Origin of the sequence: Leucothrix pacifica, from assembly GCF_003172875.1 — a bacterium.
GTDB classification, from domain to species: domain Bacteria; phylum Pseudomonadota; class Gammaproteobacteria; order Thiotrichales; family Thiotrichaceae; genus Leucothrix; species Leucothrix pacifica.
In genome coordinates, this window is sequence record NZ_QGKM01000003.1 from 57605 (window position 1) to 83223 (window position 25619).

At 45.4% G+C, this 25619-nt stretch carries 22 protein-coding genes and 2 riboswitches; of the genes, 8 read left to right on the plus strand and 14 right to left on the minus strand.

Translation table 11 applies throughout. The annotated features are described in order from the left end of the window. Nucleotides 1–14: 14 nt before the first annotated feature. From ccoN to DKW60_RS01310, 8 genes are all read right to left on the minus strand, one after another. Nucleotides 15–1463: a cytochrome-c oxidase, cbb3-type subunit I gene (gene ccoN, locus DKW60_RS01275; protein ID WP_109835853.1), complete on the minus strand. Its 1449-nt coding sequence runs from the start codon at nucleotides 1461–1463 to the stop codon at nucleotides 15–17. A 212-nt stretch (nucleotides 1464–1675) separates the two neighbouring features. Further along, nucleotides 1676–2038 carry a diacylglycerol kinase gene (locus DKW60_RS01280; protein ID WP_109835854.1) on the minus strand — a complete coding sequence of 121 codons (363 nt, stop codon included), beginning with the start codon at nucleotides 2036–2038 and terminating at the stop codon, nucleotides 1676–1678. A 31-nt stretch (nucleotides 2039–2069) separates the two neighbouring features. After that, nucleotides 2070–4964 carry an aminomethyl-transferring glycine dehydrogenase gene (gcvP, locus tag DKW60_RS01285; protein ID WP_109835855.1) on the minus strand — a complete coding sequence of 965 codons (2895 nt, stop codon included), beginning with the start codon at nucleotides 4962–4964 and terminating at the stop codon, nucleotides 2070–2072. Between the two features lie 25 nt (nucleotides 4965–4989). Continuing rightward, nucleotides 4990–5376 (minus strand): glycine cleavage system protein GcvH, encoded by a 387-nt coding sequence (gcvH, locus tag DKW60_RS01290; protein WP_109835856.1) that lies wholly within the window; start codon nucleotides 5374–5376, stop codon nucleotides 4990–4992. Nucleotides 5377–5439: 63 nt separating this feature from the next. Then, a complete protein-coding gene (gene gcvT, locus DKW60_RS01295) occupies nucleotides 5440–6525 on the minus strand; it encodes a glycine cleavage system aminomethyltransferase GcvT (protein WP_109835857.1) in 1086 nt (361 codons plus the stop codon). A 52-nt stretch (nucleotides 6526–6577) separates the two neighbouring features. Next, nucleotides 6578–6662, minus strand: a riboswitch (glycine riboswitch). A gap of 3 nt (nucleotides 6663–6665) precedes the next feature. Further along, nucleotides 6666–6762: riboswitch (glycine riboswitch) on the minus strand. Between the two features lie 55 nt (nucleotides 6763–6817). Further along, the gene (locus tag DKW60_RS01300; protein WP_181389544.1) at nucleotides 6818–7582 is read right to left on the minus strand and encodes a DsbC family protein; all 765 of its coding nucleotides are present in this window, start codon (nucleotides 7580–7582) and stop codon (nucleotides 6818–6820) included. A gap of 79 nt (nucleotides 7583–7661) precedes the next feature. Next, the gene (xerD, locus tag DKW60_RS01305; RefSeq protein WP_109835917.1) at nucleotides 7662–8558 is read right to left on the minus strand and encodes a site-specific tyrosine recombinase XerD; all 897 of its coding nucleotides are present in this window, start codon (nucleotides 8556–8558) and stop codon (nucleotides 7662–7664) included. Between the two features lie 17 nt (nucleotides 8559–8575). After that, the gene (locus DKW60_RS01310) at nucleotides 8576–9157 is read right to left on the minus strand and encodes a ZrgA family zinc uptake protein (protein WP_109835859.1); all 582 of its coding nucleotides are present in this window, start codon (nucleotides 9155–9157) and stop codon (nucleotides 8576–8578) included. Between the two features lie 127 nt (nucleotides 9158–9284). On the opposite strand from DKW60_RS01310, the gene DKW60_RS01315 reads away from it, so the two are divergent. Further along, nucleotides 9285–10052 (plus strand): inositol monophosphatase family protein, encoded by a 768-nt coding sequence (locus DKW60_RS01315; protein WP_109835860.1) that lies wholly within the window; start codon nucleotides 9285–9287, stop codon nucleotides 10050–10052. 1 nt (nucleotide 10053) lies between these two features. Here the strand turns inward: DKW60_RS01315 and DKW60_RS01320 are convergent, their stop codons facing one another. Next, nucleotides 10054–10305 (minus strand): FmdB family zinc ribbon protein, encoded by a 252-nt coding sequence (locus DKW60_RS01320; RefSeq protein ID WP_109835861.1) that lies wholly within the window; start codon nucleotides 10303–10305, stop codon nucleotides 10054–10056. Between the two features lie 291 nt (nucleotides 10306–10596). On the opposite strand from DKW60_RS01320, the gene DKW60_RS01325 reads away from it, so the two are divergent. The 4 genes from DKW60_RS01325 (at nucleotide 10597) to DKW60_RS01340 (ending at nucleotide 14481) form a co-directional block, all read left to right on the plus strand. Next, nucleotides 10597–11250: a sugar transferase gene (locus DKW60_RS01325; RefSeq protein WP_109835862.1), complete on the plus strand. Its 654-nt coding sequence runs from the start codon at nucleotides 10597–10599 to the stop codon at nucleotides 11248–11250. Between the two features lie 139 nt (nucleotides 11251–11389). Next, a complete protein-coding gene (locus DKW60_RS01330; protein ID WP_109835863.1) occupies nucleotides 11390–12229 on the plus strand; it encodes an SDR family NAD(P)-dependent oxidoreductase in 840 nt (279 codons plus the stop codon). After that, complete coding sequence (locus DKW60_RS01335) at nucleotides 12229–13095, plus strand: DUF4743 domain-containing protein (protein WP_109835864.1); 867 nt, start codon at nucleotides 12229–12231, stop codon at nucleotides 13093–13095. Before DKW60_RS01330 ends, DKW60_RS01335 begins: the two co-directional genes overlap by 1 nt. Before the next feature lie 15 nt (nucleotides 13096–13110). After that, complete coding sequence (locus tag DKW60_RS01340; RefSeq protein WP_109835865.1) at nucleotides 13111–14481, plus strand: leucyl aminopeptidase family protein; 1371 nt, start codon at nucleotides 13111–13113, stop codon at nucleotides 14479–14481. Here the strand turns inward: DKW60_RS01340 and DKW60_RS01345 are convergent. Both DKW60_RS01345 and DKW60_RS01350 read right to left on the minus strand, forming a co-directional pair. Beyond that, a complete protein-coding gene (locus tag DKW60_RS01345; RefSeq protein ID WP_109835866.1) occupies nucleotides 14472–15884 on the minus strand; it encodes a lipopolysaccharide biosynthesis protein in 1413 nt (470 codons plus the stop codon). The genes DKW60_RS01340 and DKW60_RS01345 overlap by 10 nt on opposite strands. Nucleotides 15885–15893: 9 nt before the next feature. Next, nucleotides 15894–17129 carry an O-antigen ligase family protein gene (locus tag DKW60_RS01350; protein WP_109835867.1) on the minus strand — a complete coding sequence of 412 codons (1236 nt, stop codon included), beginning with the start codon at nucleotides 17127–17129 and terminating at the stop codon, nucleotides 15894–15896. 223 nt (nucleotides 17130–17352) lie between these two features. Here DKW60_RS01350 and DKW60_RS01355 point away from each other — a divergent pair, with 223 nt between their 5' ends. The 3 genes from DKW60_RS01355 to DKW60_RS01365 all read left to right on the plus strand — a co-directional run bounded on the left by DKW60_RS01355 (nucleotide 17353) and on the right by DKW60_RS01365 (nucleotide 22392). Further along, nucleotides 17353–19236 (plus strand): hypothetical protein, encoded by a 1884-nt coding sequence (locus tag DKW60_RS01355; protein WP_109835868.1) that lies wholly within the window; start codon nucleotides 17353–17355, stop codon nucleotides 19234–19236. Between the two features lie 174 nt (nucleotides 19237–19410). Continuing rightward, a complete protein-coding gene (locus tag DKW60_RS01360; RefSeq protein WP_109835869.1) occupies nucleotides 19411–21684 on the plus strand; it encodes a GumC family protein in 2274 nt (757 codons plus the stop codon). A gap of 183 nt (nucleotides 21685–21867) precedes the next feature. Further along, nucleotides 21868–22392: a hypothetical protein gene (locus DKW60_RS01365; protein WP_109835870.1), complete on the plus strand. Its 525-nt coding sequence runs from the start codon at nucleotides 21868–21870 to the stop codon at nucleotides 22390–22392. Nucleotides 22393–22538: 146 nt separating this feature from the next. Here the strand turns inward: DKW60_RS01365 and DKW60_RS01370 are convergent, their stop codons facing one another. Genes DKW60_RS01370 through pheT form a run of 3 tightly spaced genes read right to left on the minus strand, consistent with a single transcriptional unit; the run spans nucleotide 22539 to nucleotide 25612 of the window. Then, nucleotides 22539–22895: a MerR family transcriptional regulator gene (locus DKW60_RS01370; RefSeq protein ID WP_109835871.1), complete on the minus strand. Its 357-nt coding sequence runs from the start codon at nucleotides 22893–22895 to the stop codon at nucleotides 22539–22541. Beyond that, nucleotides 22876–23175: an integration host factor subunit alpha gene (gene ihfA / locus DKW60_RS01375; protein ID WP_109835872.1), complete on the minus strand. Its 300-nt coding sequence runs from the start codon at nucleotides 23173–23175 to the stop codon at nucleotides 22876–22878. Before ihfA ends, DKW60_RS01370 begins: the two co-directional genes overlap by 20 nt. Before the next feature lie 49 nt (nucleotides 23176–23224). Beyond that, nucleotides 23225–25612, minus strand: coding sequence for a phenylalanine--tRNA ligase subunit beta (gene pheT / locus DKW60_RS01380; protein ID WP_109835873.1), 2388 nt, complete (start codon nucleotides 25610–25612; stop codon nucleotides 23225–23227). Nucleotides 25613–25619: the final 7 nt, after the last annotated feature.

The following is a 25619-nucleotide window of genomic DNA, read 5'->3' on the forward strand; positions in this document are numbered from 1 at the left end:
CTTTCCCTGATCTTTTATGCATTAACCGTTTGCGCAACTGAACCAACCGCAGGCTCCCGCTTCGCATTACGAATCGTCATATAGATGTTGAAGGCCATCAGCAACATTCCACTTACGAAGAACATGCCACCAATTGCACGTGCGACCAATGGTGCGTGCATGAAAGTTACTGTCGAAATAAAGGTATTCGCCAGGTTTCCATACTCATCAAACTCACGCAACATCATGCCTTGACCGATACCTGACGACCACATCGCAGTGATGTACAAGATGATACCCAGTGTCGCTACGAAGAAATGCAGTTTAACCAGACGCATACTGTACAGCTCGGTATTCCATAGTTTTGGAATCATGTGATAGAACGAGCCAATAGTAATCAACGCGACCCAGCCCAATGCACCGGAGTGTACGTGTCCAACCGTCCAGTCAGTGTAATGTGATAAGGCGTTTACTTCCTTCAATGCCATCATCGGACCTTCGAAGGTTGACATACCATAGAACGATAATGCGGTAATCATGAACATCATAATCGGATCAGTACGTAACTTATCCCACGCACCGGACAGCGTCATAATACCGTTGATCATTCCACCCCATGATGGCATCAACAACAGAATCGAGAACACGGCTGCCAGTGATGATGTCCAGTCAGGAATGGCTGTCCAGTGAAGGTGATGCGTTCCCACCCACATGTACATAAAGCCTAGCGCCCAAAAGTGAACAATCGACAAGCGATAAGAATAAACCGGACGCCCTGCTTGCTTAGGAACAAAGTAGTACATCATTCCAAGGAAAGCCGCTGTCAGGAAAAAACCCACCGCGTTGTGGCCATACCACCACTGCGTCATTGCATCTTGCGCACCAGCAAACAAGCTGTATGACTTAGCACCGGTAAAGCTGACTGGCACGGCAAGGTTATTAAAGATATGCAGGATGGCTGTCGCGAGGATAAACGCCATGTAGAACCAGTTTGCTACATAGATATGTGGCTGATTACGACGTGTGATAGTTGTCACGAATACCCAGAAGTAAACGAGCCACACCAAGGTAATCATGATGTCAACGTACCACTCAGGTTCTGCGTATTCACGTGCCTGGGTAATACCCATCATGTAACCGATACCGGCAATGATCAAGGCACCGTTCCACCCGTAGAACATAAAGTAGTGTGCGTTTCTACTACCCGCCAGACGCGCCTGACAGGTGCGTTGTACAACATAGAAAGACGTTGCAAAAAGTGCGTTACCACCAAAGCCAAAGATGACGCCACTGGTATGAACCGGACGTAAGCGACCAAAAGTGATTTGTGCGATATCAAAATTCAAAAACGGCCACGCGAGCTCAGATGCAAGCCAGACCCCAGTGAACATTCCTGCAATACCCCAGATCAGGGATGCAATCGCGAACTTTTTTACAATGTCATAGTTATATTGCTCAACAGAGCCAGCACTACTATGAGCCATGCCATTACCTCAATTTAAATTTAATCCAATCCACATACATCACCCTATCTTTTCACTCAACGGGTGAGTATTTTAGGGTCGCTAGAATACAACAGAACGTTTAGGGGCGTCTCTACTATCTCGCGACATGCGCCACATATATAACGTTTTTGGGCAGGAATTATATTGAGCATTTAATTCCTAAATGAAGAAGCCTTAAGACCGGTAAATGCTCAGCTGAACAATATCAGTAACCAGACCATCGCTGCATTGATCGAAATCAATAATACTGCAGCAGACCCCATATCTTTTGCACGCCCTGATAACTCATGAATCTCACCACCAAAGCGATCGACGACAGCCTCCACCGCTGAGTTTAGCAATTCAACGACCAGTACCAATAGTACACTGCCAATCAATAAGCTTATTTCGACCGCAGTCTCACCTAACCAAAGCGCTAACGGAACAGCCAACAACAAAACAGCGACTTCCTGACGAAATGCTTCTTCGCCACGGTAAGTCGCCTTAAGGCCTTGCATTGAAAACTTAAATGCATTGACCAGTCGTTTCCATCCCAGGTTTTCAGTACCTGCCATCAGTAACCTATTTCATATGGTTTGTATCTTATCAGCGATAGGAATCAATGCTTGGACACGCACACACCAAATTTCTGTCACCGAATACATTATCTACCCGGCTAACAGTAGGCCAGTATTTGCTGCCATGCAATATACCTTTTGGAAATACCGCCTGAACTTGTGTGTAAGGATGGTCCCATTGACTCGTTAAATCCTTTAAGGTATGCGGTGCATTAACCAGAGGATTATCATCAGCCGGCCACTCTCCGGACTCGACTTTTAAGATCTCTTGTTTAATCTCAATCATCGCATCACAGAAGCGATCCAGCTCCGCAAGAGACTCTGACTCTGTGGGCTCAATCATTAGTGTTCCTGCAACCGGGAACGACATCGTTGGTGCGTGGAAACCATAATCCATCAGGCGCTTAGCAATGTCTTCCTCGCTAATGCCCGATGATGCTTTCAAAGGACGAATATCAATAATACATTCATGAGCAACACAGCCGTTTGCACCTTGGAAAAGCACTGGGTAATGGTCAGATAATCGCTGCTTCATATAATTAGCATTCAAAATCGCTAATTCAGTCGCCCGCTTCATACCCTCAGCACCCATTTGTTTAATATAAACCCAGGAGATTGGCAGTATGGCAGCACTGCCATAAGGAGCAGCAGACACCGCACTATTTCCTTCAACCTTGTCATCAACCGGACTCACAACATGGCTTGATAAGAAAGGTGCGAGGTGCGATTTGACCCCAATCGGCCCCATACCAGGACCACCGCCACCATGCGGAATACAGAAAGTTTTGTGCAGATTCAAGTGTGACACATCAGAACCAAACTTACCTGGCTTGCACAGCCCAACCTGCGCGTTCATATTGGCGCCATCCATGTAAACCTGGCCACCATATTGATGCGTGATTTCACATAGCTCAACCACCGCTTCCTCAAAAACGCCGTGGGTCGATGGATAAGTAATCATAACGCTTGATAAATTATCTGCGTGTAGTTCAGCCTTTGCGCGGAAGTCTTCAATATCAACATTACCGTTCTCATCGCACTCGACGATAACCACTTTCAGACTAACCATCGCTGCTGACGCAGGATTCGTACCATGTGCAGAACTGGGAATCAGGCATACATTACGATGCCCTTCGCCCCGGCTTTCATGATAGCGGCTAATAGCGACCAAACCAGCATACTCACCCTGAGCACCAGAATTTGGCTGCATAGAGATTTCATCGTAACCGGTAACCTCCACCAAATACGCTTCCAACTCAGCAATCATCCGGCGATAACCAACGGTTTGATCTTTCGGTGCAAAAGGATGGATGTCAGCGAACTCCGGCCATGTAACCGGCAACATTTCACTGGTTGCATTCAGCTTCATAGTGCAAGAGCCCAATGGAATCATGCCATGCGTCAATGAAAAGTCTTTATTCTCCAGACGTTTGAGATAGCGTAGCATTTCGGTTTCAGAGTGATAACTATTGAACACCTCATGCGTCAGGTAGTCAGTATCACGCACATAAGCTGCAGGAATACCAGTGATACCCTCAGCGACACACTCAGAATCCAGCGCTTCAATATCGACGCTATGATCTTCACCCAACAACACCTCCAAGAGTAGTATCAGATCCGCACGGGTCTTGCGCTCATCGAAACTCAAGCCTACTTTATCATCATCCAGCAAACGAAGATTGATGCCAGAAGCCAGGGCAGATTGGTAAATCTCATTGCGCTGCTCACCCAGCTTTAACGTCAAGGTATCAAACCAAGTATCATTGAGCAGCTCAACACCTTTCTGCTTAAGCGCGGTTGCGACCACACTCGTCATTCGGTTAATACGCTGTGCGATCTGCTTGAGTCGGACCGGCCCGTGATACACCGCATAAAAACTTGCCATATTCGCCAGTAATGCCTGAGCAGTACAGATATTTGATGTCGCTTTGTCACGGCGAATATGTTGTTCACGCGTCTGCAATGCCATGCGCAACGCGGTATCGCCTTTATTATCAACCGATACACCGATTAACCGACCCGGCATGGTGCGTTTAAACTTATCACGTACCGCGAAGAATGCGGCATGGGGTCCACCAAACCCCATGGGCACACCGAAGCGCTGAGCTGAACCTAGTACCACATCAGCTCCCATTTCTCCGGGCGCTTTCAGCAGCAATAAGCTCATCAAATCGGTCGCTACACAGACCAACGCTTTTTGCTCATGTGCCTGCTCAATCAGTGGTTCGATATCGCATACATCACCCGTTGTTCCCGGATACTGTACCAACACCCCGAACACTTCGTGGTTTTTCATCTCACTGGCAGCATCACCAATTATCAACTCGTAACCAAAGTAATGTGCGCGTGTTTTGAGTACATCCAGCGTTTGTGGATGCACCGCATTGTCCACAAAGAAGGCATTAGTCTTGAGACGATTTGAACGCTTACACAGTGCCATCGCTTCAGCAGCTGCGGTTGCCTCATCCAACAATGATGCATTAGCAATATCCATCCCCGTCAAATCTGTCACCATTTGCTGATAGTTCAGCAGTGCTTCCAGACGCCCCTGCGATATCTCAGGCTGATATGGGGTGTATGCGGTGTACCAACCCGGATTTTCCAGCACGTTTCGAAGAATAACAGGCGGCACAACGGTGTCGTAATAACCCATACCGATGTAAGAAGTCGCGACTGTATTATCAGCCGCCATCTCTTTCAGGCGTGACAAAGCATCTTGTTCACTACAGGCACTTTCCAGCGCCAACGGCTCATCCAGCAAAATATTTTCAGGAACAGTTTTTTGAACTAATTCATCCAATGATTCCAGACCAATCGCAGATAACATAGTCTGCACATCTGCTTCTCCGGGGCCATTGTGACGAACAATAAAGTCATCATGCTGTTCAAGTGTATGCAACGAGTGTGGCGCTGAGTTCTTCATAGTTTACCTTTTATAACAGGGGGTATTAGTCATCCAGAGAGGCAAGGTATGCATCTGCATCGAACAATTTTTCAAGCTGACTTGCGTCAGAAGGTTGCATACGGAATAACCAACCTGCGTCAAATGGATCGCTATTCACCAACTCAGGCTCACCTTCAAGATCTGCGTTAATCGCAATAATTTCGCCATCAACCGGAACGTAAACATCTGATGCCGCTTTTACCGATTCAACAACAGTACATTGCTCGCCTGCTGATAAGACTGCGCCTTCTTCTGGTAGCTCAACAAATACCAAATCGCCCAATAGCTCCTGAGCATGGTCAGTAATACCGACGGTTAGTGTGCCATCGCTGTTTGTGCGAACCCATTCGTGAGATGAGGTGTACTTCAGGTCTGCTGGTAAATTACTCATTGTGTGTCTCCATAAGGTAAAGTTAGGTAGCTGTGCACAGCCACCATAAGAGTTACTTTTGTATTAATCTAACTGGGATTGCCCGTTTCGAACGAATACAGGTTTGACGACTTTTGCTGTCAAGCGCTTGCCACGAATTTCAACTTCACATTGCTCACCGATTGAAGCTGGCACTCGTGCTAAAGCGATTGATTTGGATAGCGTCGGTGAGAAGGTTCCACTGGTGATTTCGCCCTCACCCGCTTCACAATAGACTTTTTGATGTCCGCGCAGTACGCCTTTGTCCAGTAGTACTAAGCCCACTAATTTTTGAGAGACACCTCGGGACTTTTCTGTTTGAATTGCTTTACGACCAATAAAGTCGCGATCCTCAGGCTCCCAGGCAATCGTCCAACCCATCCCTGAAACCAATGGTGAGGTGGACTCATCCATATCAGAACCATAAAGGTTCATCCCCGCCTCTAAACGCAATGTATCGCGGGCACCCAGACCAATCGGCGCAACATCAACCGCGAGCAGCTGATTCCAAAAATCACCGATACGCTCGTTTGGTAGCATTATTTCATAGCCAGCTTCACCGGTATAACCGGTACGCGCAACAAACAGCTCACTGACTTGTACTCCATAAAACACTCCCAAGTCAGCAACTTTAGTCCGGTCTTCATCTGATAGCACACTTTGTACAGCCTGCATGGCAGTCGGTCCCTGAACTGCAATCATTGATAAATCATCACGCACTGTCATTACGATGTCGAAGTCCGTCATCTGTTTTTCCAGCCACGCCAGATCTTTATCCCGCGTACCGGCATTCACAACCAGACGGTAGAAGTCATCATTGAGATAGTAAGCAATCAGGTCATCAATCACGCCGCCATCTTCTGCCAACATGGCACTGTAGAGTGCCTTACCGGTCTTTTGAAGTTTTGCGACATCATTCGCCAGCAGTTTTTGCAAGAAGGCTTTGGTTTGAGTGCCATGCAGGTCAACCACCACCATGTGTGACACATCAAACATGCCTGCTGCGGTTCTGACTTGGTGATGCTCCTGGACTTGAGAACCATAGTGAATTGGCATTTCCCAGCCTGCAAAATCAACGATTTTTGCACCTGCAGCGAGGTGATGATCATATAACGCGGTACGGTTTGGCATATATCAGTCTCCATAAAAAAAGGCGGCAGATGGTTTTATCCATCTGCCGCCCCTCTGTCCTGATACCTGAGATATTCCCCGTGATTTGTCACGAGTTAAGCCCTTCGGTAGGCGCCTTTTAGCGCCATTCTCCAGAGTTAGTACCTTGTACAGTCTTTTTGCCTGAGCGTTTCCGGGCGGATTTGCGTCTTCGGCGGCCAGCTAAGCAATGCGCTGACTCTCTCCTGTATCAGGTATCACCAATTAGAAGAAGTATATCTAAGCCTTAGAAAAATTAAAAGCCGATTTATACTTACTGGTTAAATACTGTTTTTGGTTTGTCTGCATCTAGCATCGCCGCTAAACGATCCGCTGGCATATACCCCGGAATCAATTGACCTGATTCAGTTAACAATGCTGGTGTTCCGTTTACGCCCATTGCCTGCCCAAGCTCGTATTGTTGCCTCACCGGATTCTCACACTTCTTAGCTTCGATAGGCTTGCGTTCTTTTGACATTGTCATCGCATTTTGCTGATCATCCGCACACCAAACACTGACGATCTTGTCATAAGAAGGCGAACCTACACCTGCGCGAGGAAATGCCAGATATTCAACGGTAATTCCTTTAGCGTTAATATCATCCATTTCACGATGCAATTTAGCACAGTAACCACAGTCAATATCAGTGAAGACACGAAGCACATGCTTCTCGTCCTTGGCTTTAAATGAAACCACCGTCGTGTCAGTGTCATCCATCATTTTCTTACGAACCGAACGCTGAGCAACTTCAGAATAGTTTTCACGGGTCTGTACATCCAGCAAGTCACCACTAATAAAGTACTTACCATCAGAACTCAGGTACACCACTTGCGTCCCATACATAACCTGATATAAACCTGCAATCTGACTTTCAGAAATAGAATCCGGTGGTGTACGAAAGGTCTTTACCAGTATGTCATTAAGCGTCTTGGTGGTTGCTTCAACATCTGCAGAAGTACCGGACTCTGCAGCACTTACAGCGCCAGCTGCTAATACGCACAACCCTAAGGCAGCCGCTCTTAATGTTTTTCTAATCATTGTCTGTTTTATTACCATAGTTTTTGTATTACGTTAAATACAGTACGCTGTCAGCAAGCTGAATGGACGCATCAGAAACTCAACCTCGTGGGTGGTGCTGCTGATGGACTTCCTGCAAACGTGCCTGTGCGATATGAGTATAGATCTGGGTTGTTGATAGATCACTGTGACCTAATAGCATTTGTAAGACCCGTAAATCTGCCCCATGGTTCAATAAATGTGTTGCAAAAGCGTGCCTTAGTGTATGTGGGGACAACTTCTGGGTAATTCCAGCGTCTGCGGCATACCGTTTTATCAAATACCAGAAGGCCTGACGTGTCATACCTGCCCCACGGCGAGTGACAAAAGCGGCATTACAAACGCCCTGCCCCCTCATTAATTCAGGTCTTGCTGTATTAAGATAGTCAGTCACCCACTCCACCGCAACATCTCCGATGGGAACCAAGCGTTCTTTACTGCCTTTACCAAACACTCGCACCACACCCATCTGTAGATTGATTTGCGACAGTTCCAGAGAAATCAACTCAGTCACACGTAACCCCGTGGCATACAGCAGCTCTAGCATTGCACGATCACGCAAGCCCAGCATATGCTCCGTATCCGGTGCTTCCAACAAGTCATCCACCTGCGCTTCTGATAAAGAACCTGGTAAGGAGCGGCCAATACGCGGCGCATCGATCAACGCGGACGGGTCTTCTGAAATACGCCCCTGCCGATGCTGATAACGGTAAAACCGGCGCAAACTTGATAACACCCGTGCCATGCTACTGTTCTTAGCGCCTTGCTTACCCCGATAAGCCAGATACTGCTGTAAGTCTGTAGCATCAGCCGTTAATAAATCAGATGAGCCTTCACTGCTTAACCAATCAGACCAAGCTTTGAGGTCGCGACCATAAGCTGCAAGCGTATTTTGACTCAAGCCACGCTCCGACCAGAGTGCATCCAAAAAGCTATCGATTAATTCCTGACTGTTCAAAGCGGCCAAGTTATCAATTACTTAAGGTCTTCGCCAGACACAATAGCTTTGCTTGCATCTATTGACAACAGAACCTCACCCTTTAATTCACCTTTACCATAGAAATCGACCTTCCTAATACTAGGGAAGACTTTATGAAACGTGATTTGTACACGCTCTACCGGATCACATTCAAACACATAGGTCAGCTCAAAATCACTGTGGCCCTTTTCATCGCCAACCTTATGCGTATCGTCGACGCCTTCACTTTTTACCGTTGCATCATCATGCTCATGATAAGTCAGCATGTCTGACTCCATGTTTGAACTGTATGGGAAACAAGCATTTGCCGGTTCAAACTGAAACAACTTTGGAATACCGTTTTCCTGATATAACTTTGCGTATTGATCATTCAGCGTCTTTTTTTGTGACGGCAGTTTGGGCGATCCTTCAAAGCCTAAAATATCCTGAGACGGAATGACCATTTTGAATGTCAGAAAAGAATTTTCCTTGGTGACCGCAACGGCTAATGTGCCGTGCTGGTGGGGTCCATGAATTGGAACCGCGGTTGCCACAGAAACAGGTAGCAATAGTATTGCTAATTTAGACAGAAATTTCATGAATTTATCTCGTTGATTAAAATTACCCGATTGATGATGTTTACATCGCAAAGACAACAGATAGGTCGGGCATCCACTATGATTTTGAGTATAATACTGCAGCCTAATTTATCCGAGGAATATTAGCATGTCACCCTTTCTGAAAACAGCCATCGAAGCAGCCAAAGCGGCTCAACTCGTAATCAACAAATACTACGATGGTGAGTTTGATGTAGAAATAAAACCTGATCTTAGCCCGGTGACCATTGCCGACGTTGAAACTGAAGAAACCATTAAAAAGATTATTCTGGATGCCTTTCCTGACCATGGCTTTTTTGGTGAAGAAACCGGCAAAGTCAATGAAGATGCCGACTACAATTGGCTAATCGACCCGATTGATGGCACAAAAAGCTTTGTACGTGGCTATCCGTTTTTCTCAACCCAAATTGCGTTGATGCATAAAGGTGAGTTGATCGTGGGTGTGTCTAATTCGCCCGGTTTTAACGAAATGGCCTATGCCGAAAAAGGCCAAGGTGCATGGTTAAATGGTGAGAAGATTCAGGTAAGTGATATTGCTGATATCAGCAAATCCACACTGTCATTAGGTAATATCGCCACAATAGCCGGTAAGCCACAATGGCAAACGGTCGGTGAGCTGGTACAGGAAGTTCACCGTATTCGAGGCTATGGAGACTTCTATCATTATCACCTGCTGGCAAGCGGTAAGATCGATACCATCATCGAGTCAGACGTTAATATACTGGATATCGCCGCCCTTTCTGTGATTGTAAATGAAGCCGGTGGTTGCTTTACGGATCTATCTGGTGAGGTGCTGACGTTAGATACAACAAGCGTGTTAGCCTGTAATCTGCAAACCACACATCAGCACCTACTGGATCGCTTAGACTATCAATAAGCTATTTAGAATCAGAGGAGCTCGAAGCACTTCCCGAGCTCCCTCCTCCATCTGTTAAGTTCTTTTTGTTACCGCTTTTAAAGTCGGTTTCATACCAGCCACCACCGCTCAGGCGGAATCCCGCTGCTGTCACTTTCTTTTGTAAAGCCGGTTTCCCGCAGGACGGGCACACGGTTAACGGCTCATCGCTGATCTTTTGGATTACTTCTTCGACGTGCTCACACTCCGCACATTGATACTCATATATTGGCATGCTTCACCCTTTAAAATTTACGCAAATGCTATCTCAGCAAATATTGGCCCAAAGCATAGACTTTCAAGGCCCTGCAATCAATCACTAAGCACTAATTACACACCCCAATACGTTTACCGACAAACCGAAAAACGCTTTATTTTTCAGCAACAAAAATAAGCAACTTACCACCGAAGTGGTTTTCAGTACCGTCTGATAGTAAACCCGTTCCAAATTTATAGTCTGTGAATTATCAATAGCGAAACAACGTTATTCGACTTCACAAATTATAACTATCTACGAGGATAGACAATGGAAAAGGTGTCGGCTCAATGGAAGAGCTCCAATTTAGACCTTGGTAGTAATGCCCTCAAGCGTGCAATGGACATCATTGGTTCGGTTTTACTAATAATTTTATTCTCACCGCTGCTAATCGTCATTGCATTTCTGATTCACCGCGACGGTGGTTCTAGTTTATATGCACAAGAACGCATTGGTTACGGCGGCAAGTCATTCAAGTGCCTCAAGTTCAGAAGTATGATTATGGACTCACAAAGGCACCTGGAAGAGTTTCTCGCTAGCAACCCTGCAGCACGTGCTGAATGGGATAAAGACTTCAAATTACGGGATGACCCCCGCATTACCCGTATTGGTAGCTTCATACGTAAAACGAGTCTGGATGAATTACCGCAGCTATTTAATGTACTACGTGGTGATATGAGTCTGGTTGGCCCTCGCCCGGTTGTGGCTGATGAGCTTGACCGCTACGGCGCGCTCACTAATAAGTATATTTCAGCACGACCTGGTATGACTGGTCTTTGGCAAGTGAGTGGTCGTAATGATACGACTTATCGCGAGCGCGTTAGTCTGGATTGCTACTATATCGAAAATTGGAAAATGCATACTGATATTTTATTAATGCTCAAAACACTGACCGTGATCTTTCATGGCAGAGGTGCATACTAACGTCAGTTTTTCTAACACTTGCAGTTGTCCCAAACGACTGCAAGTGTTTTCTTTTAACCTAATCCCCGCCCTACCTGCCTTTCATTACCGCAATAGAATTTACTGATTTTGCAAATCGCTTTCTGTTACGATAATCCGCATGAAAAACATACTAATTACAGGCTGTTCCAGCGGAATTGGCCACTGCGTAGCACATGGTCTTAAAGATCGTGGATATAGAGTCTTGGCAACCGCCAGAAAACCAGAGGATCTGGAAAAATTAGCGTCAGAAGGACTCGAGGCATTATATCTGGAAGTCAGTGACTCCAAGAGCATACAGACATTGGTCGAACAAGTGCATGAGCGCTGTGAAGGCGAATTGTACGCGGTATTTCACAATGGTGCTTATGGGCAACCCGGCGCGGTTGAAGACCTCAGCCGTGAGACTCTTGAGAAACAATTTGCGACCAATTTCTTTGGCTGGATGGAGCTCAACAATTTATTGATTCCATTACTTCGCAGACAAGATGCTGCCCGCATAATCTTTAACAGCTCCGTACTTGGACTTATCTCGCTGCCTTATCGTGGTGCGTATAATGCTAGTAAATACGCTATTGAGGGCATGGCAGATACGCTGCGACTAGAGCTAAATGCCAGTAATGTTGATGTGTGTCTGATTGAGCCTGGCCCGGTAACCAGTGATTTTCGTAAAAATGCTTTAGCTGCCCTCAAAGCCAATGTTGATCTTGACAATAGTGTGCATGCTAAAAAGTATCGTGGGCAAATAAAACGCATGGAGAAAGTTGGACCAAGCGCGCCTTTCACACTTCCGGCTGATGCGGTCTTGCAAAAAGTAATTCACGCGCTCGAAAGTAAAAAGCCAAAAGCCCACTACTACGTCACATTCCCGACGTATTTATTTGGTTTCCTCAAACGCATACTACCAACACGCTGGCTGGATAAAGTATTGCTCTACGTGTCAAAGTCGGAGATGCAGTAATGTCTTACATGAGTCACATCAAACGCTGTAATCAGTTTCCCAGAGATGAGTTTCTACCTTTCTATATTGGGGATATCTGTTTTGGCCTGACGCATAAAGATCACGTCTCGCATCTCATCAAATGGCCAGAGGTATTTACTGCAGACAGTGCCGGGCTTTATTTAAGCCCGGACCTCAACACACCCTTACTTCGTACCAAAGCAGTGAACACTGTGGTGAGTGCCCTTTATGAACAAGGTGTTATTGACTCATGGGTTGGCGAGCAATACAGCATAAGTACAGAATTTCAGGGTGAGAGCCAAATGCTCATAGAACGTGCAGCAGTGGCTTTTTTAGGTGTGCGTGGATATGGCATTCACATGAACGGACTGGTGCGTAAACAAGATGGTGTTCATGTCTGGGTGGCGGTTCGCTCCAAGTCCAAACCATTCTGGCCAGGCATGTTGGACCAGATGGTTGCTGGTGGACAACCAGAAGGCATCAGCCTAATCGACAACTTAGTCAAGGAGGCGGAAGAAGAAGCGGACATCCCTAAACACGTCGCTCAATCAGCAAGCTATGAAGGTGAAATTCATTACTGCACAGCGACACATCGCGGCCTTAATAATGATGGCATCTTTGTCTACGACCTGTGGCTGGATGAGACTTTTACCCCACGCAATACCGATGGAGAAGTGGAATCTTTCGAGCTAATCCCGCTCAGCAAGATGGCAGACATTGTTGAGCATACAGAGCGGTTCAAAGACAACTGCAATCTGGTCAATATTGATTTATTGTTAAGGCTCGGCGTGATCGATAAGAGCCACCCTGAATATCAGGAAATACAACAAGCACTGTACGCAAAACCGCAAGCCATTAACCTCTAATAACGAGTACACACCATGCCTTATTCCAGTGACCTCAAACATTCGTATATTCCACTAACACCGGTTGCTAAAAGCCAACTGGACTCTCTAATAGAGCACTCCCGGCCGGCTGTGGCCAATTGGATACAGCAAAGTGATTTCACGGCTAAGGAAAATGAGACTTGCCTGATCAGTAATGAAAATGGTGAACTGAGTGAAGTGCTAGTAGGTGTTGCAGAAAAAGGCGAGAGACGTTGGGCTATCGCCAGCCTGCCTTCTAAACTACCTGAAAACAAATACCAGCTACAAAGCAACTGGACAGAAGCAGAACAAACTCAGGCATTAATCGGTTGGGGCCTGGGTAGCTATAAGTTCGATCAATTTATTAGCAATGACAAAACTAGTCCTTTGCTGTTCCTTCCCGCGGAATTAAAAACCACGGTCATGGCTTTCTATGACTCACTCAGCACGGTGAGGGATCTGATCAATTTACCGGCAAATCACATGATGCCGGAGCACTTGTCTCAGGAACTAGAGACATTAGCCAGCGAGTATCATGCAGAATTTAGTGAAATCATCGGCGATGATTTGTTAAATGAGAACTTTCCAACCATTCATGCTGTAGGTCGTGCCAGTGACCATGCCCCACGATTACTATCCCTAAAATGGGGTGACAGTGAAGACCCTAAACTCACCTTGGTTGGGAAAGGGGTTTGTTTTGATACGGGCGGTCTGGATATCAAAGGCTCCAACTTCATGCGCCAAATGAAGAAAGATATGGGTGGCGCCGCGCATGTGTTGGGTTTAGCAAAACTCATTATGTCGTTCCAGCTACCCGTAAGTTTAGAAGTACTTATTCCAGCCGTTGATAATGCCATATCCGGCGATGCATTCAGACCAGGGGATGTTATTACGACTCGTGGTGGTAAAACAGTAGAGATCGACAACACCGATGCGGAAGGACGATTGGTATTGTGTGACGCGCTGACACTAGCCTGTGAGTCTGCGCCAGATCTAATCATCGACTTTGCCACCCTAACCGGTGCCGCCCGGGTCGCACTCGGTACGGAAGTTCCGGCATTGTTTAGTAATGATGATGTGCTGGCACGAGAAATACATGATCAATCCATTCAAAGTGAGGAACTGATTTGGCCAATGCCATTACACCATCCATATTTTAGTGATCTGAAAAGCAATGTTGCTGACATGGTCAATTCAGCCGGTGGCTACGGTGGCGCTATCACCGCTGCTCTCTATCTCAATGAATTTGTTGATGATGATATCGATTGGGCACACATCGATTTAATGGCATTCAATATACGGGACCGTCCCGGGCGTCCACTCGGTGGAGAAGCAATGGGCTTATTCGCTATGTTTGATTACCTGCAGAGCCGCTATCAGGCATAGCGGGTTGCAATGACCTGCTTAACACCACCAATGTTAAGCAGGTAACTTGCTAAGCCATAACTCGCCAAACCAACACCTAACTGCACTACCAACCAATGCCATCCCCTTAAGTCTTTAAGAAACCAGAGGCATCCCCCCATAAACAGTGTGGCGATGATTATTTTGCTAATCTCACGCGTTGGAAATGGAATTGGAAACACTTTACGTCCCCAGAAATACCCCAGAATACTACTGAGCATAAAAGACAAAAGCGTCGAGATTGCAGCACCGTGCATTCCCATACGAGGAATCAACAAAAAGTTTAAACCCAGATTAATAACCGCCGTGATTGCCGCTATGCGAAATATGCCAAAGTTTTTGTTACCTAACTGAAATGGCAGATGAAAATAAAAGGCACCGAGCCCCATAAAGAACAAAGCACTCGCTACCCACGGTAAGACTAAAATAACGGACTCGCGGTATTCTTCACCAATCATAAGATCAACCAACCCCGGCCCCACTAAAGATAGCCCCATGACTGCCGGAATAGAGATTCCAAGCAACAAGATGACATAGGTATTAAAATATTCTAAAGCTGCTTCCTTACCCTTCTGATCGAGTAATTTCACAATCATGGGATAAGCAGCAAGGTTGATAGCATTCATCACCATCATGATGGAATTACCAGCAAGATCATAGCCAACAGCGTATTTACCTGCTTCAGCCTCATCAACTAACCAAGCCAACATATAACGGTCGGATAGATTCGCAATTTCATCAAGGAAGAATGATGCCGCTAACGGCATTCCATACATCAAAAGCTTTTGGGTAAGTTCTGGCGTATATAGAGATCGATCAAACAAGGTCCAGCTTTTGGCACTAATAATAATGGCAGGAATTAACATACCACTAGCAACACCCACCACAACACCAATCGGGCCGAACCCAAAGTAAGCCAATAATGCACCAAGACTCAATGCCAATACAGAGTAACTAATCGTCATCACAGCGTAGCGATTAGGTAACATCTGTGCTGATTGCAGTTGCTGTCCAATCATCAATATGGCGAAACCGGCCAGCAACAATACACCTGTCATAATCGGCCAAACATAATCCTCGCCCAGTATCAGTATCGCCAATACAGCAATAATCACTACAGGAATAGACAGTCGAATGTACAGCATGCCCAATGTTGAAATGAAGGCTTCATCAGAATACGTACCACCAGGCCAAAAGCGCATCATACCCACTGGCAACCAATTAAAGATTGCACTATGAAGGAATAACGCTGCTGAAAATATCAGCGTGTAAATACCGTACTCTTGAGGGGTCAGCAGATGTGTGTATACCGCCAGCGCAGTAAAGGCCATCAGTCCTGGTATGGCTTTAGCCAGCACATAAATACTACTATTTTTAAATAACATGAGTGATTTCTAATAACCTTGGGAGTATGCCTGTTTCACACGGGCGTCTTTGTGGGAGTAGTAATATCCGTGTACAGCGATAATTGACCAGACAAACCAGATTTCTTTTAAATTCTGCGAGTGGAGCGTGAGCTGAGACACTGCGATTGTGACCCAAAGAGTCAGTAAGAAAAACTTCGTTTCAATACGACACTTCATGGCGTAGTACACCAAGCTAGCCAACATCAAAAGATAGATCACTAAACCAATCAAACCATTTTCTGTGAGCATTTGAATGTAAGCGTTGTGTGCCCACTTAAATTCAACATGATAGGAGTTCAGAACATTACCCAGAGAGCCAGTCCCGTTGCCTAATATGGGATTGTCCGCCCATGCACTAAAACTATGTTGCCAGATAACCTCGCGGTAATTCAGATCTCCCGAAGACACGGCCTTGCCTATGGAGAATATCCGCTCAACAGAGGCTTTAGGTGCCAGACTTACAACGGCGACCGCTAGACAGATTACTCCACCAAAATAAGCCATTTTCAGATTGAATGATGCTTTACGCTGGGTAAACGCCAGATACATGATACCAATCAGGCCAGTTACCAGACCTGTTCTGGTACCTGTCAAAAAAATCCCGTAAAAAATGATTGGGATAAAAGCCACATTGATTAATTTGGCAAACTTATTTTCCCATTGCGTGTACAGCCAAACCGCCATCGGGATACCCAGTGCGAGAATAATAGCCATGTTATCGGTTTCGATATGTTCAACCGTATAACGATTATAATAAGGTCCTGTTACGCCATTCAGGAAGTTGTTAAATATGATGCCTGTAGCAGTAACGGTTCCCAGCACATAGGACTGGTAGATACGTCGGAATTTGTACTCATGATTGATTAAATAAGTAAACATAAACGACATCATGATCAACATGATATACGTCTTGAGTATCTCCAATCCCCAGTCCAGGTCGGGTGTCCACCAAATACCTATCAGGTACCAGACTGCTAATAGTAAAGCGAAGAGGTTAAACGCTGAGAAGTTTCGGTGAGAGCCTTCAAGAACAACCATCAGGAGTGTGAGCCCTAGCGTAGGCATGGCCACAAATCGCGCAAGACCATCGTATAAGCCTTCCCCCCATGGGATCAGGAATACCATCAGCAGCAGAAAATACCAAGTCAATCGATGAATGAAACTCATCGGTGGCTTAGCAATTAGTGACGCATCAGATGGCAATGAAGTGGCATGGCTTATCATTTTAATTATAGGTGCTATTTCGCTGTGTAATTTGTCTACTCTACCTCAGCTGAAAGCAAAGCATTATCTTGACATGATGGAGTCTGCAAAATTTCCGAAGGGTGGTTTTATCACCGACCCACTATCGCGAAAATCCAACCATTAATAGTGCCTTACCAATCAATTACTAAGCCGCGTGGCTATTATAAAGACTCAGGCAATTACAAAATAACAGCTGCAGACCATGAAGAAATTAAAAAACTTACTGTTTATCCTTATTCTGGGTGTCTTTATTGTTTCACTCAGTATTGCCTTGCTTCTGCCTGATACATTTTATGGTGACCTGTCAGACCGACTGTTTAATTCTGATAACAATAGCCGAGCTAGTAACTCAGCAACCAACGGGCCTGAGCTTACGACTCCTAAACAGACGATACCGCCACGGGTAACGGAACCAAAAAAACAACCCACCTCCCCTACTCCGCCCCCTAAAAAGCCAGCCACTAATCAATCCATCGGCACTAATATTGAAGTTGTGAAAGGTATGGACTGGCGTCTGCCGAGCTATGCCAGACGTAGCACGATTGGTGGCTTAGTGTCTGAAACCCGAGGCCCCAAAGACTATATTCGCGGTGACTTCCATATTGTGCGTTGGGACCGTACCAATCCGGTATCAGGTAAATTTGATTTCTCCGAACTACAACATCAGTTAAATTCCAGACCGGGTCAACAAATTGTTCTCAGGCCTGAAATCTACTCACGCTGTGAGACACCCGCATGGGCACTTAAACAATTACGCTACACACGCAACGGCAGTTTGATATTCTGGGATCAGCAGTATTTGGAACTGGTAAAGCCTTATATTCAGCAACTCGCTAATTTTGTCAGAAGAAACCCACAAATCGTTGGTGTGCAACTTGGTATCGCGGATGGCGAATACCGCGGTGACTGCAAACGATTCGAGCTAAAAGACGGCTGGGGCGAATTCACAATGAATCCCCAAGAACTGCTTGAAGCTGAAACTGACTTTGGTTTGACGCCAGCATTACTTGAGTCATCGACTAAGCATATTGTAAATGCTTTTGTCACAGCATTCGGCTCGAATACTCACAAACTAGCCTTTAATAATCTTGAGCAATTCTCTTGGAATAGTATCGCCGAACCTTACAACCAGCGCATGCCTTCAATTGCAAAGTTTGTATTAGACAAAGGACTTGGCAATCGTGACGGACAAGTTGAGCATTGGATGCGCTATATACATAAAGTGTATGGTATGCAATTAGAACCCATGGGTGACGGCACCTGCTCATTACTCATGGATGAAACAGTTGCCGATAGATATGCAAAACGCTACTGGGCAACCGAAAACGAAATATATGGCAATCTGGACTATGTGCTTAATGAGCATGGTAGTTACCAGAACCAGCCCTACCGCTTCTTGATTAGCTCACTGCGCGGCCTTCAAATGCGTCGCAACTACTCTTTGATCTTTGCCCGGGCGATGCAAAAAATTGATCACCCCGTGTACAAAACTCAGGAATTCCTCCGGTATCTTGACAAAACCATGGGCAAACTCAGAAAAGATACACCGGATCTATTCATTTTATTCGGCGAACGCTACGTTGCCGACTATAGGCTAGCTGCGGAATATCCTGAACGTAAGGCATGCCAATCGAACGACCGCACGGCAATACGCTCATTTGGCCGCTGGATTACCGAAACCAGCAATAGCCAACCCGCCATGAAGATTGACATGCCCGAAAGTGATAAAAAGTGGGGGCAAGGCTTCTATCTACCCAACGGCACTGATTACGAATATGCAGCACGTTCATCTAATGAGTTCTCATTCAATATTAATGAACAGCTAGGAAAGATACGCTGCCCAACCCGCTGCAATGTTGTGATCAAGCTGACTTACAAGGATGACACCAAAACAACTGTGTGGATTGAAACAAGCGCAGGAGAAACATCCAAGCTCACTACGAAGGGCGATGGAAAGCTCAAAACAGCTAGCTTTACAGTCGAACTTAACCCGGACAATACGCTTGATCGCGACGACTTCCGGGTGAAGTCGGGACAAGGTAATTTAAGCCTGATGTTGCTCCGATTGAATCTACTCAACCCTTAATCGGCTGTTTGGGTACAGTTTATCCATTCATCTTGAAATCATTTACGCGTACAACAGTAGCTCTTAACATAAGCCCTAAATAATCCAATAATTTGCGTATATCCCTCAGCCTACCTCGAACAGAGCCAATCTGAGGTGTCAGCGGATAAGATAATAAAGAATCAGGGTCACATCATGTCTAGAGTACCTGTGGTACAACAAACAGGAGGGATGCCTCAGGTTGCGCAGCCTATGCCTGCACAAACCATTCAGGCGGTTCCGGTATCTTCACCAGAGAAAGAACTATCTTTGCGTGATATTTTCTCCATCCTAATACGCAGGAAATGGACGATACTGTTTACAACTTTGCTTACACTATTGTTTGCGCTGTTATTCACCTTTTCTACAAAACCATCCTACGTAGCCAACGCGACGATTCAAATTGAGCGCGAAGGCCCCCAGGTGGTAAGTTTTGGCCAAACTGAAGCTCAGACTACAGCCATCGATTCATTGCAAGATCCCTTTTTCCGCACTCGCTATGAGATGTTGAAAAGTCGTGTGCTAGCCGACAAGGTTATAGAACAGGAAATGCTTGAAAGTAGCCTCCGTTCAGCAGGTGACCCACCCGAAAGCATGAAAGGCTTTTATGAATTCTTCACACTTCCTGATTTCACAAAGTGGATAGCAACAGATTCAGGTAGTGGCGCCGGTGAGCCTGAAAAGCTGGAAGACATTACTGATCTATTCGCCAAAAAATTGCAAATTCAACCCATCGATGCAACGCACTTGGTAAAGATATTCTACGAGGGCACCTCTCCAAATGAGGCTCAAAGAACGGTCAATAGTGTTATTAATAACTTTATCCAGCTACAGATCGATACCAAAAGCGAAACCGGTGAATATGCAAAAGAATTCCTGAGAACCGAACTTGAGAAGGCTCGTGAAAACCTTCAGGATGCTGAAGAACGACTTGTCCAGTACTCCAATAAAAATGGCATCCTCAGTATTGACGCCGGCCAAACACGACATGTTCGAAAACTAAATGACCTCAGTGCTGCCTTGGTGCAAGCCGAAATACGCAGAACCTCTGCAGAAAGCTTATACCGTGAGATGCAAAACACAGGGTCCGTGTCCACAGTATTAACCAACCCTGTTGTAACTAGCATCAAAGGACGACTTGTTGCGCTTGAAGGTGAATATCAAGAAAAGTTGAAATTATTCAAGCCTGGCTACCCTGATATGCAACGCTTACAACAGCAGATCAGCGACACTCGCAGAAAACTACAGGCTGAACTCAACACCATTCGTGGCTCACTCGAGTCTGATTTTGAATCTGCGAGAAAACAAGAACAAAAACTGCGTTCTGAGCTAGCCAAGTTTAATAAAGAACTCTACTCATTGCAGGGTAACAGCATCAACTACAACACATTGAAACGTGAAGTTGATTCTAGTGGCAAGCTTTACAATGGCTTATTACAACGTCTTGAAGAAGTTGAAGTTGCTTCCTCAGCCAATGCAAATACCAGTAATATCAGTATTATTGATCCTGCACGGGAACCTGTTAAAAAGTATCGCCCTAATCCAAAACTTAATATTTTAGTGGGTACTGTCGCTGGTTTATTACTGGGAGTTGGATTAGCGTTCCTACGTGATTCACTCGATCAGTCAATCAAGACGCCTGACGATCTTCAGAACTTCACTGGCTTATCGGTACTGGGTGCTATCCCTCGTCCGGGTCGTGCCTCAAAAAGGAATCTTGCACTAGCATGCAAGACCTCGCCCAATACTCAATTTGCGGAAGCTTATCGAATATTTGCAGCGAATATGAAATTCCAGAGTAATCAGGAAGAAGAACAAGTACTACTTGTGACCAGTACTATTGAAGAAGAAGGTAAAAGTACCACTGCATGTAACCTGGCATGTGCTTATGCACAGATGGGCATGCGTGTGCTACTAATTGATGCCGATCTTCGCTTACCATCAATCCACACTAAAATTGGCATACCTAACACCACTGGACTTTCCGAATACCTAGGTAATGAAAGCGACTTAGTTGGCATTACTCAAACTATCAAAGCGATAAATAATTTGTTTGTGATAACAGCCGGTAATTTTGAAGATGACCCGATGCGATTGCTAAGTAGTGAAAAGATGGCCTATCTGGTTTCACAGGCTTCACAGCGATTTGATTTTGTCATCATCGACTCAGCACCAGCATCAGGACTTGCAGAAACACTGGTATTGTCTTCTCTGGCAACCAAGACGTTGATTGTGACGGATGAAAACAACATGAAGACACAATCTGAGCGCATTAAACGTACGGTAGAGTCTTTAGCTCGTATCAAACAGAACGTCAGCGGTTTCTTAATCGTGAATGCAAAATCTGCGACGCAACAAGATCGTAAGTATTATCAACGCTCACGCCGTCGTAGTAACACTAAACTACTAGGCAATAGAGCCAAAGCTTAGATAGCTGACTTTATTGGCGTAACATCTGCGTGATATTTTTTACTGGCTTGCTCCCCTGCAAGCCAGTTTTTTGTAAGACAATAACGCAAAGCTCTTCTTATTAGTCATTTGTTTGCTGGCCAAGGTTGTAACTTTCTGCTCTAATTTCTGATGATATTTTTAACCCCCTGATTGGTTATTTAAATGAAGTTAAAGTCATTACTATTAACTGGAATAATTGCTGCACTCGTATTCATTTGTGTTGTTTATTTTGGAATAAAGTACAACTGGGTCAATGAAGCAGAACCTAAGTTCGTTAGTAGTCAAACAATTGATAGCGCTCCTTCCTCTGATACATCCACACAAAGCTTAGACTCCCGACAGAACGCATCACAGACTGGTAATGGTGTTAAACCAGAACTAATTGATGAAACACCTATTACTATTGAAGGGCAATCACTTGGCTCATCACAACTGTCAATAGAGGAGGTTGTATCGCAATGTCATGATATCGCTACGTCAGTCGGCATACCTGAGCAGCAGTTTGAACAGGCTGTTATAGAGTGTATTGATAGGAATAGTACTCACCTTCAGACGGAAACAGTCGAGATAGATGAAAGGGCTATGAGAATTCGTGAACAGTGTGATTTAGCTATTACACAAAGGGATCTGCTGTCCCCTGAGGAAGTGAAGATACTGGTTGATGAGTGTGTGGCATCAATGGAGTGAGTCGACGAGCCAGACGCTCTGACAAGCATACTCAAACTGATTTTGTAGAGGTACTGCTGATTCAGCAATATAAAGAAGCGGATATGCACAAGGCGGTCAATAGCCCTGTGCACCGTAGATGAGGTAATTGTGAATGAAGGAGACAGTTACTGCTTTAGCAACTTAAGTATATCTTCAAGCTCAGTAATATATTGACGAATAAGCTGCTTAGACTGACTTGTATCGTCTTCTGCTTCTTCACCATTTAGTTTTTGGCGAGCACCACTAATAGTATAACCGTGCTCATACAACAAACTACGAATCTGACGAATTAATAACACATCCTGACGCTGATAATAGCGACGATTACCACGACGCTTCATCGGTTTCAGATTCGGAAACTCTTGTTCCCAATAACGCAATACATGTGACTTAACACCACACAGGTCACTCACTTCACCAATTGTGAAGTAGCGCTTCCCCGGTATTGGGGGAAGCTCCTGATTATTCGATGGTTCCAGCATAGTTTTCTACCCGCTGTTTGAGTTTTTGTCCGGGTCGGAAAGTTACTACCCGTCTGGCACTCACAGGGATTGCTTCACCAGACTTTGGATTTCTCCCTGGACGCTGTTTTTTATCGCGCAGAGTGAAATTACCAAAGCCTGATAACTTAACGCCTTCACCACGTTCAAGCGCCCCACGAACTTCCTCAAAAAACATCTCTACAAGCTCTTTAGCTTCACGTTTATTTAGACCAAGTTCATCAAATAAATGTTCGACCATTTCCGCTTTGGTCAATGTCATCACTGTAGCTCCTAAACCTTCGAGTATTGTGTGAGGCTAAAACGCAGCGTTATTGACGCAGCACTCCACCTGTTTGTTTTTCTAACAATTGCACGATGCTATCTACATGTGCATTGATATCAGCATCTTCTAGAGTGCGTGAAAAGTCTTGGAAAATCAAGCCTAAAGCAAGGCTTTTTTGTCCAGCTTCGACCCCAGGCCCTTCGTAAACATCAAACACAGAATGCGAAGTCAATGCCTCTACACCTGCATTTTCCAACACTCTTGAAATAGCAGAAGCGGTTACGGATTGATCAACAATCAATGCAAGATCCCGACGAATGGATGGGAAGCGAGACAACTTTTTATAAGCTGAAAGCGACTTTTTCGATACTCGATCCATATCCAATTCAAACAAGAACACGGTTTGAGACAATCCAAGCGACTTCTCAAGACGCGGATGCAATGCACCAACCCAGCCAACAACATTATCACCATCAATAATCTGTGCAGACTGTCCCGGATGTAATGCCGGATGTGCAACAGCTGCAAAATGGAAAGTGGTTTCTGTGGCTTCTGCTAATAGCTTCTCAACATCGCCTTTAATATCGAAGAAATCAACATTCTCTGCTTTGGTATCCCAATGTTCCGTATTACGCGTACCAGTGATCACACCGGCCAGCTGCTTACGCTGCTTAATACCCGAGTCAGTCTTTACAAAGTTAAGACCCATTTCGAACAAGCGAACACGCGACTGCTGTCGATTCAGGTTTTTAACTAAAGCGGGTATTAAACCTGACCACAAAGTGCTGCGCATAATCGCCAACTCTTCAGAGATTGGGTTTGCCAAACGAATCTGCTCTTGAGCAGGATTCAGCATCAACTCGATCTCAGAAGGCACAAAACTGTAGGTAACTGCTTCACGATAGCCCTTTGCAACTAATAACTGACGTAAAATATCTTCATTCACTTCAGTTTCTAGTTTACGAGCGATTCTTGGCTCCATTGGGCGAAGACGTGACGGAATCTTATCGTAGCCATACACACGGGCTACTTCTTCAATCAGATCAACCTCGCGGGAAATATCAAAACGGAATACAGGTGGAGTGACTGACCAGCTTTCACTGGCAACTTCAACCTCACATCCAAGACGCTGCAGAATGTCAGTCACACGCTCGGCATCAACAGTAATGCCCAAGTGACGGACAATATCACTGGATTGTAAAATAATCGCTGAGCGGTCCAACAAGGCCGGATTACTGACGACATCATTCACCGCAGCCACTTCACCACCACAAATCTCAAGGATCAGCTGGGTCGCACGTTCTAGTGCCTTAGCTTGTAAATCAGGAGAAACACCACGCTCAAATCGGTGTGATGAGTCAGTGTGTAAACCATAGTTACGTGATTTACCCATGATTTTCTCAGGAACAAAGTACGCACTTTCCAGAAAAATATTTTGAGTATCATCAGTTACCGAAGTATCTAAACCACCCATGATTCCTGCCAGAGCAACCGCTTTTTCCTGATCCGCGATAACCAGCGTATTTTCATTCAGTGCAACTTCCCGACCATCAAGCAAAGTCAGAGGCTCACCTTCCGCGGCTTTACGAACCACGATACCGCCGGACAACTTATCAAAGTCAAAACCATGCATAGGCTGACCTTGCTCAATCATCACATAATTGGTGACATCAACAACTGGTCCCAGACTCCGAATATCCGCACGACGTAAACGCTCTACCATCCACAACGGCGTCTCAGCTTTTACATTCACATTGCGGATAATACGACCTGCATAACGCTGGCAATCATCGGTAGCCTGAATCTCAATGCCAAACTGCTCATCAGATACCACTTCAACGGTGGCAATCTCCGGTGCAGTTACCTGAGTTTGTGTCAATACACCGACTTCACGCGCAATCCCTGCAATACTCAAACAGTCCGCACGATTAGGGGTGGCATCCAGTTCAAGAATTACATCATTGAGCATCATGTACTCACGAATATCCTGCCCAACTGGTGCATCTGCCGCTATCTCAAGCAAGCCATCCGCACTCTCGGCCAAGCCAAGCTCACTTGCAGAACACAGCATGCCAAACGATAGCTCGCCACGTAATTTTGATTTTTTAATCTTGAAGCTAGAACCATCACTAGCACCTAATACCGCACCAATCATTGCCAACGGCGCTTTCAGACCCGCACGAGCATTCGGTGCGCCACAAACAATCTGAACAGGCTCATCCTGACCACAGTTGACCTGACAGATACGTAGCTTATCAGCACCGGGGTGCTTTTCTGCGCTCAGAATCTCCGCCACAACTACATTACTAAAATCCGCGGCTACCGGCTCAATTCCATCTAACTCGACACCCGCCATCGTAAGCTGGCTGCCAATTTCTGCTGCATCAATTTCAGGGTTAACCCATTCACGCAGCCATGTTTCACTGACTTTCATTTGTTTA

Bases quoted from the DNA above. Each gene is read 5' to 3' on its own strand.
- ccoN (WP_109835853.1), bottom strand. From the start codon at position 1,463: ATGGCTCATAGTAGTGCTGGCTCTGTTGAGCAATATAACTATGACATT.
- DKW60_RS01280 (WP_109835854.1), bottom strand. From the start codon at position 2,038: ATGGCAGGTACTGAAAACCTGGGATGGAAACGACTGGTCAATGCATTT.
- gcvP (WP_109835855.1), bottom strand. From the start codon at position 4,964: ATGAAGAACTCAGCGCCACACTCGTTGCATACACTTGAACAGCATGAT.
- gcvH (WP_109835856.1), bottom strand. From the start codon at position 5,376: ATGAGTAATTTACCAGCAGACCTGAAGTACACCTCATCTCACGAATGG.
- gcvT (WP_109835857.1), bottom strand. From the start codon at position 6,525: ATGCCAAACCGTACCGCGTTATATGATCATCACCTCGCTGCAGGTGCA.
- DKW60_RS01300 (WP_181389544.1), bottom strand. From the start codon at position 7,582: ATGATTAGAAAAACATTAAGAGCGGCTGCCTTAGGGTTGTGCGTATTA.
- DKW60_RS01310 (WP_109835859.1), bottom strand. From the start codon at position 9,157: ATGAAATTTCTGTCTAAATTAGCAATACTATTGCTACCTGTTTCTGTG.
- DKW60_RS01315 (WP_109835860.1), top strand. From the start codon at position 9,285: ATGTCACCCTTTCTGAAAACAGCCATCGAAGCAGCCAAAGCGGCTCAA.
- DKW60_RS01320 (WP_109835861.1), bottom strand. From the start codon at position 10,305: ATGCCAATATATGAGTATCAATGTGCGGAGTGTGAGCACGTCGAAGAA.
- DKW60_RS01325 (WP_109835862.1), top strand. From the start codon at position 10,597: ATGGAAAAGGTGTCGGCTCAATGGAAGAGCTCCAATTTAGACCTTGGT.
- DKW60_RS01330 (WP_109835863.1), top strand. From the start codon at position 11,390: ATGAAAAACATACTAATTACAGGCTGTTCCAGCGGAATTGGCCACTGC.
- DKW60_RS01335 (WP_109835864.1), top strand. From the start codon at position 12,229: ATGTCTTACATGAGTCACATCAAACGCTGTAATCAGTTTCCCAGAGAT.
- DKW60_RS01340 (WP_109835865.1), top strand. From the start codon at position 13,111: ATGCCTTATTCCAGTGACCTCAAACATTCGTATATTCCACTAACACCG.
- DKW60_RS01345 (WP_109835866.1), bottom strand. From the start codon at position 15,884: ATGTTATTTAAAAATAGTAGTATTTATGTGCTGGCTAAAGCCATACCA.
- DKW60_RS01350 (WP_109835867.1), bottom strand. From the start codon at position 17,129: ATGATAAGCCATGCCACTTCATTGCCATCTGATGCGTCACTAATTGCT.
- DKW60_RS01355 (WP_109835868.1), top strand. From the start codon at position 17,353: ATGAAGAAATTAAAAAACTTACTGTTTATCCTTATTCTGGGTGTCTTT.
- DKW60_RS01360 (WP_109835869.1), top strand. From the start codon at position 19,411: ATGTCTAGAGTACCTGTGGTACAACAAACAGGAGGGATGCCTCAGGTT.
- DKW60_RS01365 (WP_109835870.1), top strand. From the start codon at position 21,868: ATGAAGTTAAAGTCATTACTATTAACTGGAATAATTGCTGCACTCGTA.
- DKW60_RS01370 (WP_109835871.1), bottom strand. From the start codon at position 22,895: ATGCTGGAACCATCGAATAATCAGGAGCTTCCCCCAATACCGGGGAAG.
- ihfA (WP_109835872.1), bottom strand. From the start codon at position 23,175: ATGACATTGACCAAAGCGGAAATGGTCGAACATTTATTTGATGAACTT.
- pheT (WP_109835873.1), bottom strand. From the start codon at position 25,612: ATGAAAGTCAGTGAAACATGGCTGCGTGAATGGGTTAACCCTGAAATT.